The following is a 16,657-nucleotide window of genomic DNA, read 5'->3' on the forward strand; positions in this document are numbered from 1 at the left end:
CATTTCTGCAGGGCTTTAAATTTTTATTCTGGAGTTTACGCATCAATATTTGCGTAGACTGCATTCTTCTCGATGAACTCCCTACGAGGCGGCACCTCATCTCCCATTAACATAGAAAAGATCCTGTCGGCCTCTCCTGTATTGTCAATTGTTACCTGACGCAGAGTACGGAATTCAGGATTCATGGTTGTATCCCAAAGCTGTTCTGCGTTCATCTCTCCAAGACCCTTATATCGCTGTACGCTCACCCCTCCATTGTAAGAAGCAGCGATTTCATCCCGCTCCTTGTCGTTCCAGGCGTAACGCTTTTTACTACCTTTCTTGATCAAGTAAAGAGGTGGAGTTGCAATGTAAACGTGACCGGCTTCGATCAACTCCTTCATATACCTAAAGAAGAAAGTAAGGATCAAAGTTGCAATGTGACTACCATCAACGTCGGCATCACACATGATGACGATCTTGTGATATCTAAGCTTGGAAAGGTTCAGCGCTTTACTGTCCTCCTCTGTACCAATGGTCACACCTAAAGCAGTGTAAATATTTTTTATCTCTTCGTTCTCAAAGACCTTGTGACTCATAGCCTTTTCAACGTTCAGGATCTTACCTCTTAGTGGAAGAATAGCTTGAAAATGACGGTCACGACCTTGTTTAGCCGTTCCACCTGCCGAGTCTCCCTCAACAAGAAAAACTTCACTCTCGTGTGGATCCTGAGAAGCACAGTCAGACAACTTACCGGGCAATCCACCACCGCTCATCACAGTTTTACGCTGTACCATTTCACGAGCCTTTTTGGCTGCATGACGGGCCTGCGCGGCCAAGATCACCTTTTGCACGATGGTTTTGGCATCATTAGGATTTTCTTCCAGGTAATTTTCCAGCATCTCGGAAACCGCTTGCGAAACAGCAGCAGTCACCTCTCTGTTTCCCAGCTTGGTTTTTGTCTGCCCCTCAAACTGAGGTTCAGAAACTTTAACCGAAACAATAGCTGTCAATCCTTCACGGAAATCGTCTCCGGAAATCTCAAACTTCAGCTTATCAAGTAAGCCCGAAGAGTCTGCATATTTCTTTAAGGTGGTAGTTAAACCTCTTCTGAAACCTGCCAGGTGAGTACCTCCTTCGTGGGTGTTGATATTATTAACGTATGAGTGAAGGTTTTCGTTAAAAGATGTGTTGTAAACCATCGCCACCTCAACAGGAATGTCATTCTTCTCCCCTTCAATTGCAATTACCTCACTGATGATAGGCTCCCTGGTTCCATCAAGAAACTTAATAAATTCTTTTAGTCCTTCCTCAGAATGAAAAACTTCAGAAACGAACTCACCTTTATCGTCCTTCTCCCTGCGATCTGTAAGAGTAATAGTGATCCCTTTGTTCAGGAAAGCCAGTTCCCGCATTCTACTGGCGAGAGTATCATAGCTGTATTCAGTAGTTTGCTGAAAAATACTCTGATCCGGCTTAAAGGTTACAATAGTACCGTTAAGATCTGTAGTACCTACAGATTTCACCGGATACATTGGTTTACCTCTTTCGTACTCCTGCTCCCAGATAATTCCATCCCGGTAAACAGTAGCCTTAAGATGATCGGAAAGCGCGTTCACACAACTTACCCCAACCCCGTGAAGTCCACCGGAAACTTTATATGAATCCTTATCGAATTTTCCTCCTGCCCCAATCTTGGTCATTACCACCTCGAGTGCAGAAACCCCTTCTTTTTTATGCAGATCTACAGGAATACCTCGTCCATTATCCTCTGTAGTAATAGAATTGTCTTCGTTTATGGTTACACTTATGGTATCGCAGTGTCCCGCCAGCGCTTCATCAATGGAGTTGTCTACCACCTCGTAAACAAGATGATGCAAGCCTCTCACTCCAGTATCACCAATGTACATTGAAGGGCGCATGCGCACGTGCTCCATCCCCTCCAGTGCCTGGATACTGTCAGCCGAATAACTGCTTCTTTTAACCTCTTCGCTCATACTTAAATTCGTTAAAATTTTATCAATTTCTATAACAAACAAATATACCAAAATCATGCCTGTAAAACCACTTCCACCCCTGTTAAAGCCTTGAAGTTATCAACAATTTCTGTGGAAAAACCCTCGCTTGTAGCCCTTTGTAAAGACCTCATATAAAAACAGCCAGCAAAGCTGGAGTCTGATTAAATCTGCAGATTCACATTTTTCATGAAACCCTGTGAAAATTCTCCTGTAGATGTTTTTCCACAAATTCTTTCCTTTTGAATTTCATCCTGAAGGAGAGTAATATCACACCATACTTCTCAAAGTCAAATTTTTCATCTTTTTAACGGCATTTAAAGAAAACCTTAACTTAAGTTTCCTCTACATGATTTATATTTAAACCATTAATTAAAAAACAGAAGAAATGAAGAAACTATTTATAATGCTGGCAGTTTTTGCAGGTTCATTATTCACACCTCAAATGTATGCTCAGAACACTCCGGAAACTACAAAAGATAATGACGGCCCTAATTTTTCTAAATTGGACGTTAGCCCTATGGATGTTGCTTTATTTAGAGGTGAAAACAATGAACCGGTGGCCAGAGTACTTTACAGCCGGCCTCAAACCCGCGATAGAGAGATCTTTGGTAAACTAATTCCTTATGGTGAAGTATGGAGAACAGGAGCTAACGAAGCTACTGAGATCACTCTATACCAGGATCTAATGGTTGGTGATAAAACTATTAAAAAGGGAACTTATACTCTATTTACTATTCCAAAGGAAAATGAATGGACAATCATCCTTAACAACAGCACAAATATTTGGGGTGCTTATGATTATCATGTGGAAAAGGATGTGGCGCGTATCACAGTCCCGGTAAGAAAATCCCCTGTTCCTATTGATGCACTTTCAATGAGCTTTGCAAAGAGCAATGACGGCGCGAATCTTTTTATTGGATGGGATGATCGGTATGTAAAAGTTCCGTTTAGAGAGACTATGTAACCTCACAAGAAAAGAAGAAATAAAAAACGCCCTTCTTAAAAAGGGCGTTTTTTTATGGGATATTTAGATACTTATGGGTTTGTAGGGAAACCTTCCACTTTGGGTTTTCCATTACATAATCCACGATCAAGGGCATCATTTTATCTCTATTACTCCACTCAGGCTGTAAATATAATATGCAGTTTTCATTTACTTTGGCAGCTTGTTCCTCAGCGAACTTAAAGTCATGCTTATTAAAGACGATCACCTTTAATTCATGAGCTACCTTATATATTTCCTCGGTAGGAAGTTTAATCTTTTTAGGAGAAAGGCAGATCCAGTCCCATATCCCCGTTAAAGGATAAGCCCCCGAAGTCTCGATATGGATTTTAGCTCCTTTTTCCTTTAATCCTGTAGTAAGAGGTTCCATGTTCCAGGTGAGCGGCTCCCCACCTGTGACCACGACCGTTTTACTGCTTTTTACAGCACTTTCTACAATTTTATCTACTGCAGTTGCAGGATGTAAAGCAGGGTTCCAACTTTCCTTCACATCACACCAGTGGCAACCAACATCACAACCCCCAACACGAATAAAATAGGCGGCAGTTCCCTTGTGGAAACCTTCACCCTGTATAGTATAAAATTCTTCCATTAGCGGCAGCATCTTTCCCTGCTCTACCAACTCGTTCATTTCCTTCTCATTCATAAGCGGCAAAGGTAAACAAAAACCTGAAGCCTTCTCCCTTGAGCTCACAAAAGCACACCTCTCAAAAATGCCCTTTTTGAGACCCCTTCATGAGAATTATTTTCGTTCTCCTGTCAAAGTTTTCTTACTTTAACCAATTATTTAATTGTTGTAGAGTTGTACCAAATCCTAAGAAGATCCTCAATTTTTCTTTCCCTGCTGCTACTGCTTTCCTGCGCTACAGGAAAAGACCTGGAAAGGGAGCTTGAAAAAAGCTTTTCACAAACCGAAAATTCCCTCCCATGGTTCAAAGGGATGATGGTCTACGAACCGGCCACTAAAAAGGTCATTTTTGAGCACAATTCCCATAAGTATTTCACTCCTGCCTCGACCATAAAACTCTATAGTTTTTATACGGGAATAAAACTCCTGAAGGATTCCATTCCCGGACTTAAATACGCTATTTCAAAGGACACCCTCTACTTCAGCGGAACAGGAGATCCTACTTTTCTGCACAAAGATTTTGACTCCTCCAATATCCTTAGCTTCCTAAAATCTGCTCCTGAAACTATTGTTTTTGTATCTCCTGAAGCATCAGAAGAAGCTTTTGGACCGGGATGGGCGTGGGATGATTACAACTATGGATTTTCGGCTGAACGCTCTACTTTTCCGATCTACGGAAATGTAGTTTCTTTTGAAATCTCTCCTGAATCTTTAACCGTAGTGCCTGCAAACTTTGGTAATCGACTACAACCCGACACTACAGGAACTCTAAAGAGAATCCGAAGAAATCAAAAGATAAACAGCTTTGAAATTCCCCTTTTTGGAACCTCAGCATTTCAGCAGAATGTTCCGTTTATGACTTCCCCCGAATTGACTGCAGAGCTACTCTCTGATACCTTACAAAGGAAAGTGATTTTAGCAAAAAAACTTCCGAAGGATCTAAAATTGAATCAGCAGATCATGAGTCAGCCAACAGACAGTATTTACAAAAAAGTGCTGCAAAACAGCGACAATCTGTTCGCCGAGCAACTACTTCTAATGGCGGCAGGAGAAATTTCAGATACACTTAAAACCGAAATTGTCATTGATCATATGAAACAGGAATTTCTTCAGGAGATGCCTGATGATCTCCAGTGGGTAGATGGCTCGGGCCTTTCAAGATATAATCTTACCACTCCGGGGAACATGGTGTGGCTACTGGAAAGAATTTATGAGGAAGTTGAACAGGAACGGCTGTTTCACCTGTTGCCTGCAGGAGGAGTATCGGGGACTATAAAAAGTGATTATCCAGCTCCCGCGGCAAAACCTCCTTTTATTTTTGCAAAAACAGGTACAATGAAGAATAATCACAGCTTGAGCGGGTATTTAGTGACTGCATCGGGCAAAGTTCTTATCTTCAGCTTTATGAACAGCAATTATCTTGTACCAACTGCCGAAATAAAGGCAAGAATGGACCATGTATTGCGAACTTTATATTTGAACTACTAGTATGGAAAGAAGGAAGTTTTTACAGAATATTGGCCTTAGCAGCATGGCTGTACCTTTTTTAAGTTGTATAACTCCGGGATTACTAAATGATACGGTTAAAGCAGGTCAGCCTCTTCTTCCACCGCGCCTAAAAGCGGGAGACACTATTGGAATAGTAAGTCCCGCCGGAGCTATTTATGAGTCTCAGTCTTATGAGATCGCAGTTGAATCCATGCAGGCTTTGGGATTAAAAGTGAAACTTGGAGAGCATGTGAAAGCCCGACATGGGCATCTAGCCGGAACTGATGAACAGCGGGCACAGGAACTTAATGATATGTTCAGGGATCCCGATGTTGATGCGATCATATGCCTGAGAGGTGGTTCCGGAGCGGCCAGACTCCTGAATTTACTGGATTATGATGCCATAAAGAAAAATCCGAAGGTGTTCATTGGGTATAGTGATATAACCGCTTTACATCTCGCGATCCATCAAAAGACAGGACTGGTAACTTTTCACGGCCCCCTCGCTACATCCACCTGGAATTCGTTTGCCGTAGAGCACCTAAAAAAGCTGCTTTTTGAAGCTGAAGCCGTTCAATATTCAAATCCCTCTGAAAAAGGAGGGCTGCTCACGCAAACAAAAAACAGAATAAGGACTATCACGCCCGGTACTGCGACAGGTGAACTTTTAGGCGGAAATCTCTCTGTCCTTACCGGACTCATGGGAACACCTCTCTTTCCCAGCGATTGGACCGGAAAAATACTTTACCTGGAAGATGTAGGAGAACAGATCTATGCTGTAGATCGCATGCTCTCACAGTTACACCTGGGAGGTGTTCTGGAACAAGTAAGTGGAGTTATCTTCGGGAAATGCACTGATTGCGAACCCGGCGGCGCCGGCGGATACGGTTCTTTAACTCTTGAGGAAGTACTGGACCATTATTTTAAACCTCTGGAGATCCCTGCTTTCGAAGGAGCAATGATCGGCCATATTAGCGATAATGCCACCATACCCAACGGAATAAGTGCAGAAATGGATTCCGAAAAGGGAACTTTTAAGTTGCTAAATCCTGCTGTGAGGTAATTAGCGTGAATAGAGAGCTCCCGAATCCCTCACAATTCTTATTTTTATAAAAATTTTAAAGTGGTCGACAAACAACAATTTATTTCTCATATTTCATCAGGTTATCAGCCAAAAGGTGATTCCATTTACCTTGGGGCTGCCATGTATGAGGGAGAAGTGTTTGCTGATGCTGCAGTTAAAATTCCCCTGAAGACCCTTAACAGGCACGGCCTTATTGCAGGAGCTACAGGAACAGGCAAATCCAAAACTTTGCAGATCCTCGCCGAAAACCTTTCAAAAAAGGGAGTTCCCGTTTTGCTTATGGATGTCAAAGGAGATTTGAGCGGAGTAGCAAAACCTTCAGCCGGGGAGGATTTTATTTACGCCCGTCATGAGAAGCTTCAGTATAAGTTTGAAGCATCTGCTTCACCGGTGGAGATCCTGACACTTTCCGAAGAAGAAGGAGTGAGATTGAGAGCTACTGTAAGCGAATTTGGACCCGTTTTGCTAAGTCGCATCCTGGAATTATCTCCTGCTCAAAGTGGTATAATTTCGATCATTTTTAAATACTGTGATGACAATCATTTACCGCTTCTCGATTTAAAGGATTTAAAGAAAATCCTCCAGTACTCCACAAAAGAAGGAAAAGAAGATTTTGAAAAATCCTACGGTAGGATCTCTTCTGCATCCACAGGAGCTATTCTTAGAAAAATAGTTACCCTTGAGCAACAAGGTGCAGACCTCTTTTTTGGAGAAAGGTCATTTGAAGTCGAAGATCTTGTGAGAACAAATACCGATGGCCACGGTTATATTAGTATTCTGCGTCTTACAGATATTCAGGATCGCCCCAAACTCTTTAGCACCTTTATGCTGAGCCTACTTGCGGAGATCTACAATACATTTCCTGAGCAGGGCGACAGTGACAAACCTAAGCTTGTACTTTTTATTGATGAAGCACATCTCATTTTTGAAGAAGCTTCGGGAGCTTTACTCAATCAAATTGAGAGCATTGTGAAACTGATAAGGTCTAAAGGTGTAGGCATCTTCTTTGTTACTCAAAATCCTGCCGACGTTCCAGCTGATGTTCTTGGGCAGCTTGGTTTAAAGATCCAGCATGCTCTAAGAGCGTTTACCGCAAAGGACCGGAAAGCCATTAAACTGGCTGCAGAAAATTATCCGATCTCAGAATTTTACGATACCAAAACCGAACTAACCACGTTAGGAATTGGGGAAGCTTTGGTAACGGCACTGGATGAGAAAGGAAGGCCAACCCCGCTGGCGGCAACTATGTTAAGGGCACCGATGAGCCGAATGAATATTTTAACTCCCGAGGAACTCAGGGAACTTACAGCCACTTCCTCTCTGGCAAAGAAATATAATGAGACTATTGACAGGGAAAGTGCATACGAGATCCTCACCGGAAAGATTGAAAGAGCCGATAACGAGAAATCCCGAAAACAGGCCGAGGAGGAAAGAAAAAAGATTGAAAAAGCAAGCTCAGGGAGAAAGCGCACATCAGGCTCTGGATCTCAAAAAGCTGTAATAAAAGTACTCACCAGTGCGACCTTTATTAGAGGTGTAATGGGAGTTCTCAATAAACTTTTAAAATAATTAATTAAATTCCCCATGCGAAGAAGTCTCTTATTCTCACTTTGTATTACCACCGGACTTTTTATTTCCTGTGAAAAAGAACAGGATCCTTTTTTAATTAGCGCCAACAGCATAGGCCGTCTAACCAAGGATATCAGAATAAACCAACTTGACTCAATTTTTGCTGAAGATTCTATCGTGAAGCAAGTTAGCAACAGTGAATTGTACCGCAAAAGCAATGAAATCGAAGTGTACGATACTGAAGGAAAGAAGCTGCTACTCATAGAACCCGTCCAGGCGTTCGACTCTACAAGCACCATAGGTTTTGTTCAGGTACTTGATCCCAGATATCAAACAGCTAAAGGTTTAGGAAAAGAAAGTACTTTTAAGGATATTATCGAAAATTACACTATATCCAGAATAGAAAACACGCTAAGTGCTGCAGTCATATTTATCGATGAGTTAAATGTATATGTAACAATTGATAAGAAGCAACTGCCGGTGGAATTAAGATATGACACCCAAAGTCGCATACAGGCATCCCAGATCCCTGATGATGCCAAGATCAAGTACTTTATGATCGATTGGGATTAATTATTTTAAAATTCTTAAATGACTGCAGATAATCTCACCCGTTTAAACAAATACCTCAGCGAAGTAGGCTACTGCTCAAGGAGGAAAGCAGATACACTTATTGAACAGGGACGGGTGACCATTAACGGAGAGGTTCCCGAAATGGGAACTAAAGTAAGCCCGGGGGATGAAATTCGGGTCAACGGCGAACTAATAGTTCCTCCCAAAAAGGAAAATGTTTATCTGGCTTTCAATAAACCAATTGGTATAGTCTGCACCACCAATCCCGCCGAAAAGAAGAACATTGTTGATTACATCAATTTCCCTACCCGAATTTTTCCAATAGGTAGACTAGATAAACCCAGCGAAGGGCTGATCCTTCTCACTGATGACGGAGACATTGTCAATAAGATCCTTAGAGCCCGTAACAACCACGAAAAAGAATACATAGTTACTGTAGATCGTTTGATAACCGACGACTTCATCGAAAGAATGTCATCTGGAATTCCAATTTTAGACACCGTGACCCGGGAGTGCGAAGTTGAGCAGTTGAGTAAGTTCGTCTTTAGGATCGTACTTACCCAGGGTCTCAACAGGCAAATTCGCCGCATGTGTGAATACCTGGGATATGAAGTGGTAAAACTGAAGCGAATAAGAATTATGAATATTGAGCTGGATGTTCCGGTAGGAAAATATAGGCATGTCACTTCCGAAGAATTAAGGGAACTCGAGCGGCTTACAGGACAATCCACAAAGACTGAAGAAGCATCGATTGACTTGAAGCCGGGCGCAAAGAAGCCGGAAAAAGAAATAGAAACCTCTTCCTCCAGGAAAAGTATTCCCAAAGAGAAATTCTCCCAAAACAGAAGGAAAAAGGAATCTTAACAGAGAATTAAGCAAATGATCTGGCATATCTGCTTAATTTTAAGAAAAAAGTTATGCCAGACAATCGAATTAAGAACGAAGACCAGTACGAAGCTTTAAGAGACAAAGGCGCGAGCAAGGAAAAAGCAGCCAGGATCGCCAATTCTTCAGATTCAGGTAAGAAAGGTGGTAAGGCCGGAAAATATGAAGATCGCAGCAAAGATGAACTCTACAAAAAAGCTAAGGAAGTAGGTATTGAAGGTCGATCAAAAATGAGTAAAAAAGAATTGATCAGCGCCTTACGTAATCATTAGAAAATGCAAAAGATACAACCATTTCATTTAGCCATCCCGGTAGACAACCTGGAGAAGGCCAGAGTATTTTATAGAGAAGTTTTAGGCTGTGAAGAAGGCAGAAGCAGTGACCATTGGGTCGACTTCAACTTCTTTGGCCATCAAGTGGTCATCCATTACAAAGCCGCTTCTGAAGAAAGAAATACCGGAAGTAATCCCGTAGACGGGAAAGACGTACCTATTCCTCATTTTGGAGTGGTACTGGACTGGGATACCTTTCAGGATTTTTCCGGGAAGCTTAGAAGTAAAGAAATTGATTTTGTTATTGAACCATATATACGCTTTGAAGGACAGGTGGGAGAGCAGGCAACAATGTTTTTTAAAGATCCCTGCGGCAACGCACTTGAATTCAAGGCTTTTAAAAACATAGACCAATTATTCGCGAAATAACTACCTCAACTAAATGAATAGATTAAAGCCGTCTTTAGTACGGCAATTGTTCGTACTACTTCTCATAATATTTCTTCTGGTTTTGATCTTTCGGGAGGTTCTACCGTACCTCTCAGGAATATTAGGAGCAATTACCCTTTACGTGGTCATGAGAAAACCAATGGGTTGGCTGATTTCCAGAAATTGGCAACCTGTATTGGCAGCCTCTTTCCTCATGTTCCTCTCCTTTGTAGGGATTCTTGTACCTATTACCCTCACGGTAATTATGCTGACTTCAAAAATTGGTAAAGCCGTTGCTAATTCTGAAATGGTTATACAGGCAATCAAGGATCAGATCAACGAAGCTGAGGTCTATATAGGCTACGACATAAGTAAGAGTATTGATTCTGCCCGTGTTGCAGATTGGTTATCCAACAATTTGCAAAGCCTGGGGGCCGGCACTTTTAATGCCTTCATTGCAATTAGTATCATGTACTTTCTGTTGTACTACATGTTGATGAACAGGAATGATCTCAAGAAAATGGTGGTTTCTTATATCCCACTGGGAGAGGATAACCTGGAAGTTATTGGAAATGAAGGTGATGAAATGGTGAAGTCAAATGCTCTGGGAATTCCTTTAGTTGCTTTTTTTCAGGGAGTTGTAGCTTTAATTGGTTATCTCATTGTAGGTGTCCCCGATCCCCTCTTTTGGTTCGTGATCACAGCAATTGGAGCCATGGTGCCGTTCATAGGAACTGCAATTGGAATCGTTCCGGTAACGATCTTGCTCTATTCCATGGGAATGGAGTGGCAGGCTATTTTTATTATCATTTATGGATTTGTGATAGTGGGAATTACAGATAACATTCTGCGGCTTTATATCCTCAACCGACTGGCAAGTGTTCATCCTTTAATAACACTTTTTGGTGTAGTGGTAGGAGTTCCGCTCTTTGGTTTCATAGGACTTATATTCGGCCCTTTGCTCGTATCACTGTTTTTGCTTATCTTAAAGATATACAAGCACGAATACGGAAAAACGGAAAACAAATTGTAACCCTCTAAAAAACTTTGCTATGCTCGAAAATGTAAAAAAGAAAATCAACAAAGATTACCTTCAAACGGAAATCTCTAATGTTGATGACGGAGACCTTGATATGGTCATGAAGAACAAAAAAGCAATAGACAAGAAATTAAAAGGCTCCGGTATGAAAAAATACGCAGAGCTTGGAAAGCTGATGTTTGGTATGCTCCAGGATTACCGGAAAGGAGAATATACATCTCCACCGTGGTTCACCATTGCAGCAATAGGTTTGACTTTACTTTACGTCTTTAATCCAATGGATATGTTACCCGATTTTCTCCCCGGAGTTGGATATGTAGATGATTTCGCACTTTTCACGGTAGCTATACGGTTTATAGAATCCGATCTACATGCCTATCTTGACTGGAAAATAGACGAAGCTAAGATGTTGAATTCTTAATTAACTCTTTAATTCTTTCTCCCTTGTCCGGTGGGTTTCCCTTGCCAGTAAAGTATTTTTGAGAAGCATGGCTATAGTCATGGGACCTACTCCACCAGGCACCGGTGTAATATAGCTTGCTTTCTTGGATACATTTTCGAAATCTACGTCACCGGTTATCCTGTAACCTTTTGGCTTAGAATCATCGGGAACTCTGGTGATGCCCACATCGATTACCACAGCGTCGTCCTTGACCATTTCAGCTTTCAGGAAGTTTGGAATGCCAACAGCGATAATGATAATGTCAGCCTGGGAAGTTATTTGAGTGATGTTTTTGGTGAATTCGTGAGTAAGAGTAACAGTAGAATTGCCGGGAAAACCTTGTCTTCCCATCAAAATACTCATAGGTCTCCCCACAATATAGCTCCGTCCTATTACACAAGTATGTTTGCCTTTGGTCGGGATCTCATAACGCTCCAACATTTCAAGAATTCCAAAAGGTGTTGCCGGTATGAAAGAAGTCATGTCCAATGACATTTTTCCAAAATTTGTAGGATGGAATCCATCAACATCCTTATCTGGACTTACTGCTAAAAGCACTTTTTGAGTGTTAATTTGTGGAGGAAGTGGCAATTGCACGATGAATCCATCAATATCATCATTGGCATTGAGCTCTTCGATCTTCGCTAACAGTTCCAGTTCGCTGGTATTGGAAGACATGCGATATTCAGAAGATTCAAAACCCACACGTTTACAGGCCTGTACTTTACTGTTAACATAAGTGAGACTGGCACCGTCATTTCCAACAATTATCGCTGCAAGATGTGGGACCTTCTCCCCACGTTCTTTCATTTTTTGAACTTCCAGGGCAATTTCTTCCTGAATTTCGTTGCTTAATTTCTTACCGTCGAGGAGAGTCATCTTAGTACGCAGTTATTAGTGGGCAGTTAGCAGTCTTGGACTCCAAACTTTCCTGGATTATTGATCATGAAATGTATTAATCTTCCAACCTGCAGGCTTTGATCCTGCAAGCCATGATATTTTTCTTCAGAAATATATCGACAAGCAAGAGCAAAATCCAGCCAAAGCTGTGTTTCTGAATTCTCACTATCGGCATCTGTTAGTTTACTTTTATAGTGCTTTACGTATTCTCTTTTCCTATAGGCTTCTGAAATTGTAGCACAAACACTTCTGGAGGATCTTACAATCTGAGTAGTCAATGCAAATCTTTCTTCGACAGGAAAAGATTTTGACAGTTTAAAAATCTCCATGGCGAGGGCAAAAGCTTTTTGATAGGCCAGTAAACTTTTAAAACTCATCTATCAATTTTGCTTAATCATTACTGCCCACTAAACACTGCGCACTGCTACTGAAAAATTTCAACTACTTCATTCCTTTCATCATCTGCATCATCTTACGGCCACCGCCGCCTTGCATCATCTTCATCATTTTACTCATTTGGTTGAACTGCTTCAGCAACTGGTTTACCTGTTGAACCGAAGTACCTGAGCCTTTACCTATTCTCTTCTTACGCGATGCATTTATGATTGATGGCTTGGAGCGCTCTGCCGGAGTCATGGAATGAATAATAGCTTCGATAGGCTTAAAGGCATCATCATCGATCTCCACATCCTTAAGCATTTTACCGGCACCGGGAATCATGCCCATCAGGTCTTTCATGGATCCCATCTTCTTGATCTGCTGAAGCTGATTCAGGAAATCATCAAATCCAAATTCATTTTTGGCAATCTTCTTCTGAAGCTTTCTGGCTTCCTCCTCATCGTATTGCTCCTGTGCTCTTTCTACAAGGGAAACAACGTCTCCCATTCCCAGAATTCGATCGGCCATACGGGAAGGATAGAACACATCAATAGCGTCCATTTTTTCACCCGTACCAATAAATTTGATTGGTTTATTTACTACCGATTTAATCGAAATGGCCGCACCACCGCGAGTATCACCATCAAGTTTCGTTAGGATTACTCCGTCAAAATTAAGTCGGTCGTTAAAGGCTTTTGCTGTATTCACGGCATCCTGCCCTGTCATGGAATCCACAACAAACAAAGTTTCCTGCGGCTGAATCGCGCTATGAATATTTGCTATCTCGGTCATCATCGCCTCATCAACAGCAAGACGACCCGCGGTATCGATGATCACTACATTGTGCCCGTTAGCTTTTGCATGAGCAATAGCAGCTTTGGAAATCGCAACCGGATCCTTATTACCTTCATCACTGAATACCTCAACTCCAACCTGATCTCCAACTACGTGCAACTGATTGATCGCTGCAGGACGGTAAACGTCACAAGCTACTAAAAGAGGATTTTTTGATTTCTTGGTTTTAAGATAATTTGCCAGTTTTCCCGAAAAAGTAGTTTTACCACTACCCTGCAGACCCGACATCAAAATCACAGAAGGATTACCTGAGAGATTAATTCCTTCGGCATCACCACCCATCAATTGGGTAAGCTCGTCTTTTACGAGCTTAACCATCATTTGCCCTGGCTTTAAAGCGGTAAGCACGTTCTGCCCCAGCGCCTTTTCCTTTACCGTAGTAGTAAATTCCTTGGCAATTTTATAGTTAACATCGGCATCTACAAGAGCACGCCTAACTTCCTTAAGAGTTTCGGCTACGTTAACTTCAGTGATTTGCCCATGTCCCTTTAAGACGTGTAAGGCATTATCTAATTTATCGCTTAAACTTTCGAACATAATCTTTTCTCCAATTTTATGAGCTGCCGGTTTTCACCGATCGTTGCAAATTTAATGATTTGAGGCTGAAGTGAAAACTTTTTCAACTTCACATCTGCTCCAAAAATTCTTTATTTTTTCCGGAATTTTCTTCTGAAAAAAATTTTCCGAAAGAGGTGTCAAAAGTGACATTTTTGACACCTCTTATATTTCATTACTCCTAATTTCGTACTTCTACCTTGGTAAATCGATTTACATTCTCTCGGGTACCTGAATTCCAAGTAGCGCAAAAGAAGATTTGATCACATTTCCAACAGCTTTAGACAACTGAACTCTGAACTGCTTCTCTTTCTCATCTTCGGTACCTAAAATAGTGACATTTTGATAGAAGCTATTGAATTCCTTCACCAATTCATATGTATAATTGGCGATTAATGCCGGACTGAAATTTTCTGCTGCCAATTGAACTGTTACAGGATAGAGTTGCAGTTGCTTGATCAGCTGTTTTTCCTTTTCATTGAGCTCATATGCATAAATAGATTCACTGTAGTCAAAATCAGCTTTTCTAAGGATAGACTGTATCCTCGCATAGGTGTACTGAATAAAAGGACCTGTGTTCCCTTGAAAATCTACAGATTCTTCAGGATTAAAAAGGATACGCTTTCGGGGATCTACTTTCAGGATATAATATTTTAAAGCTCCGAGTCCGATAATTCGGTATAGCTCTTCCTTTTCCTCTTCAGAATAGCCGTCAAGTTTCCCAAGTTCCTCAGAGATCTTTTGAGCGGTAGCGGTCATCTCTTCAATGAGATCATCGGCATCGACAACTGTTCCCTCCCGACTTTTCATTTTTCCGGAAGGAAGATCCACCATTCCATAACTAAGGTGGTAAAGGTTTTCGGCCCATTCATAACCAAGCTTCTTCAGGATCAAAAAGAGGACTTTGAAGTGGTAATCCTGTTCATTTCCTACCGTGTAGACCATCCCATTGATATGAAAATCCTGCACTCGCTGAATAGCAGTTCCTATATCCTGAGTCATGTAAACGGCAGTTCCATCACTTCGAAGAACTATCTTCTCGTCAAGACCTTCATCTGTAAGATCTATCCAAATGCTGCCATCGTCCTTGCGGTAAAAAACCCCTTTTTCAAGACCTTCGCTCACTACATCTTTTCCCAGAAGATAGGTATTACTTTCGTAGTAATTCTTATCGAAATCAACTCCGAGTTTTTTATAAGTTTCCTCGAAACCATCATAGACCCATTGATTCATGGTTTTCCACAGCTCCACCACCTCTTTGTCTCCCGCTTCCCATTGGCGAAGCATATTCTGAGCGTCTTTTAAAATAGGAGCTTCAGCCTTTGCCTCTTCTTCAGATTTCCCCTGGGCTACGAGGTAAGAAACCTCTTCCTTATAGGCCTTGTCGAACTTCACATAGTAGTTCCCAACCAGCTTATCCCCTTTCAAGCCTGAAGTTTCAGGTGTCTCATCATGACCAAAACGCTGCCAGGCGAGCATGGACTTACAGATATGGATTCCGCGATCATTGATAATCTGGGTCTTATAAACCTTCTTTCCTGAAGCCTTTAAAATTTCAGAAACAGAGTACCCTAAAAGGTTATTTCTGATGTGACCTAAATGCAACGGCTTATTGGTATTGGGAGAAGAATATTCCACCATTAAAGAATCCTCTCCTGCTGCAGTTCTTCCGAAGTTAGGATCATCCTTAATTTTTCCGAAGAAATTAAGGTAATACTGATCATCAAGCACAATATTTAGAAAGCCCTGAACCACATTAAATTTCTTAATCTCCCTGTTGTTTTCCACAAGATAGTTTCCAATAGCCTCCCCTAACTGTACCGGATTTGTCCTCACCTGCCTTAGCATGGGGAAAGTTACGAGGGTAATATCACCCTCAAAATCCTTTCTCGTAGGCTGGAATTCTACCGATTCGATCTCTACCTGATATATATTCTTTACCGCTTCTTTTACCTGAACCGAAAGTGTCTCTTGAACATTCATTTTTCTCGAATTATAAGCCCTGCAGGTAACTACAGGAAGCTGCAAAGATAACAGAATTTTAAGCTTGGTTAAAGCGTTTAATCGCAAATGCTTACCTTTAGAAAAAAGAACATGCTACTGAATATTTCCCGTGACTTTAGCGATAATAGAGAAGAAATTAATGAGCTGGTAGGCAAGCCTTTTGATCTTTCCAAAAGACAGGAATTAGAAAGTACAAGCCTAAGCGACCTTCCCATCACCGCAGCGAGCATTGAGATCTATAATTTGCTTGTTCTTAACGAAGGACAGAGCAACTGCAATTTGGAGATGCGACCAAAGGGAATCCTAATTAGCTTTAGAGCCGCCGGGGAGACCTACTCGCTCGTGGTACCTTTCTACAAACTGAAGATCTATAAAGGCCGCGCAGAAGAATACTCATTCTACAAGGACAATTACTTCATAAAGATCCATGCCGGTGCTAACCAGCCGGAAGTCCACAGCTTTATAAAAAAGCTACGTCATTTTAAAGCAGATCAAGCCCTGCCGAGAATTGAGGACCAGGAATAAAGGGTATGAAAAAAGCCCTTTTTGAAAGGGC

At 41.5% G+C, this 16,657-nt stretch carries 17 protein-coding genes; 11 read left to right on the forward strand and 6 right to left on the reverse strand.

The features are described 5' to 3' along the window. Positions 1–35 precede the first annotated feature (35 nt). Positions 36–1,976: a DNA topoisomerase (ATP-hydrolyzing) subunit B gene (gene gyrB, locus ACXYMT_RS14580; protein WP_459059829.1), complete on the reverse strand. Its 1,941-nt coding sequence runs from the start codon at positions 1,974–1,976 to the stop codon at positions 36–38. 406 nt (positions 1,977–2,382) lie between these two features. On the opposite strand from gyrB, the gene ACXYMT_RS14585 reads away from it, so the two are divergent. Then, the gene (locus ACXYMT_RS14585) at positions 2,383–2,961 is read left to right on the forward strand and encodes a DUF2911 domain-containing protein (RefSeq protein ID WP_459059830.1); all 579 of its coding nucleotides are present in this window, start codon (positions 2,383–2,385) and stop codon (positions 2,959–2,961) included. Positions 2,962–3,013: 52 nt separating this feature from the next. Here the strand turns inward: ACXYMT_RS14585 and ACXYMT_RS14590 are convergent, their stop codons facing one another. Beyond that, positions 3,014–3,646: a 7-carboxy-7-deazaguanine synthase QueE gene (locus tag ACXYMT_RS14590; RefSeq protein WP_459059831.1), complete on the reverse strand. Its 633-nt coding sequence runs from the start codon at positions 3,644–3,646 to the stop codon at positions 3,014–3,016. A gap of 156 nt (positions 3,647–3,802) precedes the next feature. On the opposite strand from ACXYMT_RS14590, the gene ACXYMT_RS14595 reads away from it, so the two are divergent. The 9 genes from ACXYMT_RS14595 to ACXYMT_RS14635 are packed head-to-tail and all read left to right on the forward strand — an operon-like array spanning position 3,803 to position 11,388. Then, positions 3,803–5,116, forward strand: coding sequence for a D-alanyl-D-alanine carboxypeptidase/D-alanyl-D-alanine-endopeptidase (locus ACXYMT_RS14595; RefSeq protein ID WP_459059832.1), 1,314 nt, complete (start codon positions 3,803–3,805; stop codon positions 5,114–5,116). Position 5,117: 1 nt separating this feature from the next. After that, positions 5,118–6,179 (forward strand): S66 peptidase family protein, encoded by a 1,062-nt coding sequence (locus ACXYMT_RS14600; RefSeq protein WP_459059833.1) that lies wholly within the window; start codon positions 5,118–5,120, stop codon positions 6,177–6,179. Between the two features lie 60 nt (positions 6,180–6,239). Then, positions 6,240–7,769 (forward strand): helicase HerA-like domain-containing protein, encoded by a 1,530-nt coding sequence (locus ACXYMT_RS14605; protein ID WP_459059834.1) that lies wholly within the window; start codon positions 6,240–6,242, stop codon positions 7,767–7,769. Positions 7,770–7,784: 15 nt separating this feature from the next. Continuing rightward, positions 7,785–8,342 (forward strand): hypothetical protein, encoded by a 558-nt coding sequence (locus tag ACXYMT_RS14610; RefSeq protein ID WP_459059835.1) that lies wholly within the window; start codon positions 7,785–7,787, stop codon positions 8,340–8,342. Positions 8,343–8,360: 18 nt separating this feature from the next. Further along, the gene (gene rluF / locus ACXYMT_RS14615) at positions 8,361–9,206 is read left to right on the forward strand and encodes a 23S rRNA pseudouridine(2604) synthase RluF (RefSeq protein ID WP_459059836.1); all 846 of its coding nucleotides are present in this window, start codon (positions 8,361–8,363) and stop codon (positions 9,204–9,206) included. 53 nt (positions 9,207–9,259) lie between these two features. Beyond that, entirely contained in the window at positions 9,260–9,499 is a 240-nt protein-coding gene (locus ACXYMT_RS14620) for a DUF7218 family protein (protein ID WP_459059837.1), read from the forward strand. 3 nt (positions 9,500–9,502) lie between these two features. Then, complete coding sequence (locus ACXYMT_RS14625; RefSeq protein ID WP_459059838.1) at positions 9,503–9,928, forward strand: VOC family protein; 426 nt, start codon at positions 9,503–9,505, stop codon at positions 9,926–9,928. A gap of 13 nt (positions 9,929–9,941) precedes the next feature. Beyond that, entirely contained in the window at positions 9,942–10,961 is a 1,020-nt protein-coding gene (locus tag ACXYMT_RS14630; RefSeq protein ID WP_459059839.1) for an AI-2E family transporter, read from the forward strand. Positions 10,962–10,980: 19 nt separating this feature from the next. Continuing rightward, the gene (locus ACXYMT_RS14635) at positions 10,981–11,388 is read left to right on the forward strand and encodes a YkvA family protein (RefSeq protein ID WP_459059840.1); all 408 of its coding nucleotides are present in this window, start codon (positions 10,981–10,983) and stop codon (positions 11,386–11,388) included. On the opposite strand, the gene ACXYMT_RS14640 is transcribed toward ACXYMT_RS14635, so the two are convergent. The 4 genes from ACXYMT_RS14640 to argS form a co-directional block, all read right to left on the reverse strand. Beyond that, positions 11,389–12,288, reverse strand: coding sequence for a bifunctional 5,10-methylenetetrahydrofolate dehydrogenase/5,10-methenyltetrahydrofolate cyclohydrolase (locus ACXYMT_RS14640; RefSeq protein WP_459059841.1), 900 nt, complete (start codon positions 12,286–12,288; stop codon positions 11,389–11,391). A 26-nt stretch (positions 12,289–12,314) separates the two neighbouring features. Next, entirely contained in the window at positions 12,315–12,686 is a 372-nt protein-coding gene (locus ACXYMT_RS14645; protein WP_459059842.1) for a four helix bundle protein, read from the reverse strand. Between the two features lie 64 nt (positions 12,687–12,750). Further along, a complete protein-coding gene (ffh, locus tag ACXYMT_RS14650) occupies positions 12,751–14,079 on the reverse strand; it encodes a signal recognition particle protein (protein WP_459059843.1) in 1,329 nt (442 codons plus the stop codon). 231 nt (positions 14,080–14,310) lie between these two features. After that, a complete protein-coding gene (gene argS / locus ACXYMT_RS14655; RefSeq protein WP_459059844.1) occupies positions 14,311–16,080 on the reverse strand; it encodes an arginine--tRNA ligase in 1,770 nt (589 codons plus the stop codon). 111 nt (positions 16,081–16,191) lie between these two features. On the opposite strand from argS, the gene ACXYMT_RS14660 reads away from it, so the two are divergent. Continuing rightward, on the forward strand, positions 16,192–16,626 hold the full coding sequence (locus ACXYMT_RS14660) for a hypothetical protein (protein WP_459059845.1): 435 nt from the start codon (positions 16,192–16,194) through the stop codon (positions 16,624–16,626). The last annotated feature ends 31 nt before the right edge of the window (positions 16,627–16,657 follow it).

The sequence above is a fragment of the Salinimicrobium sp. CAU 1759 genome (genome assembly GCF_054482715.1).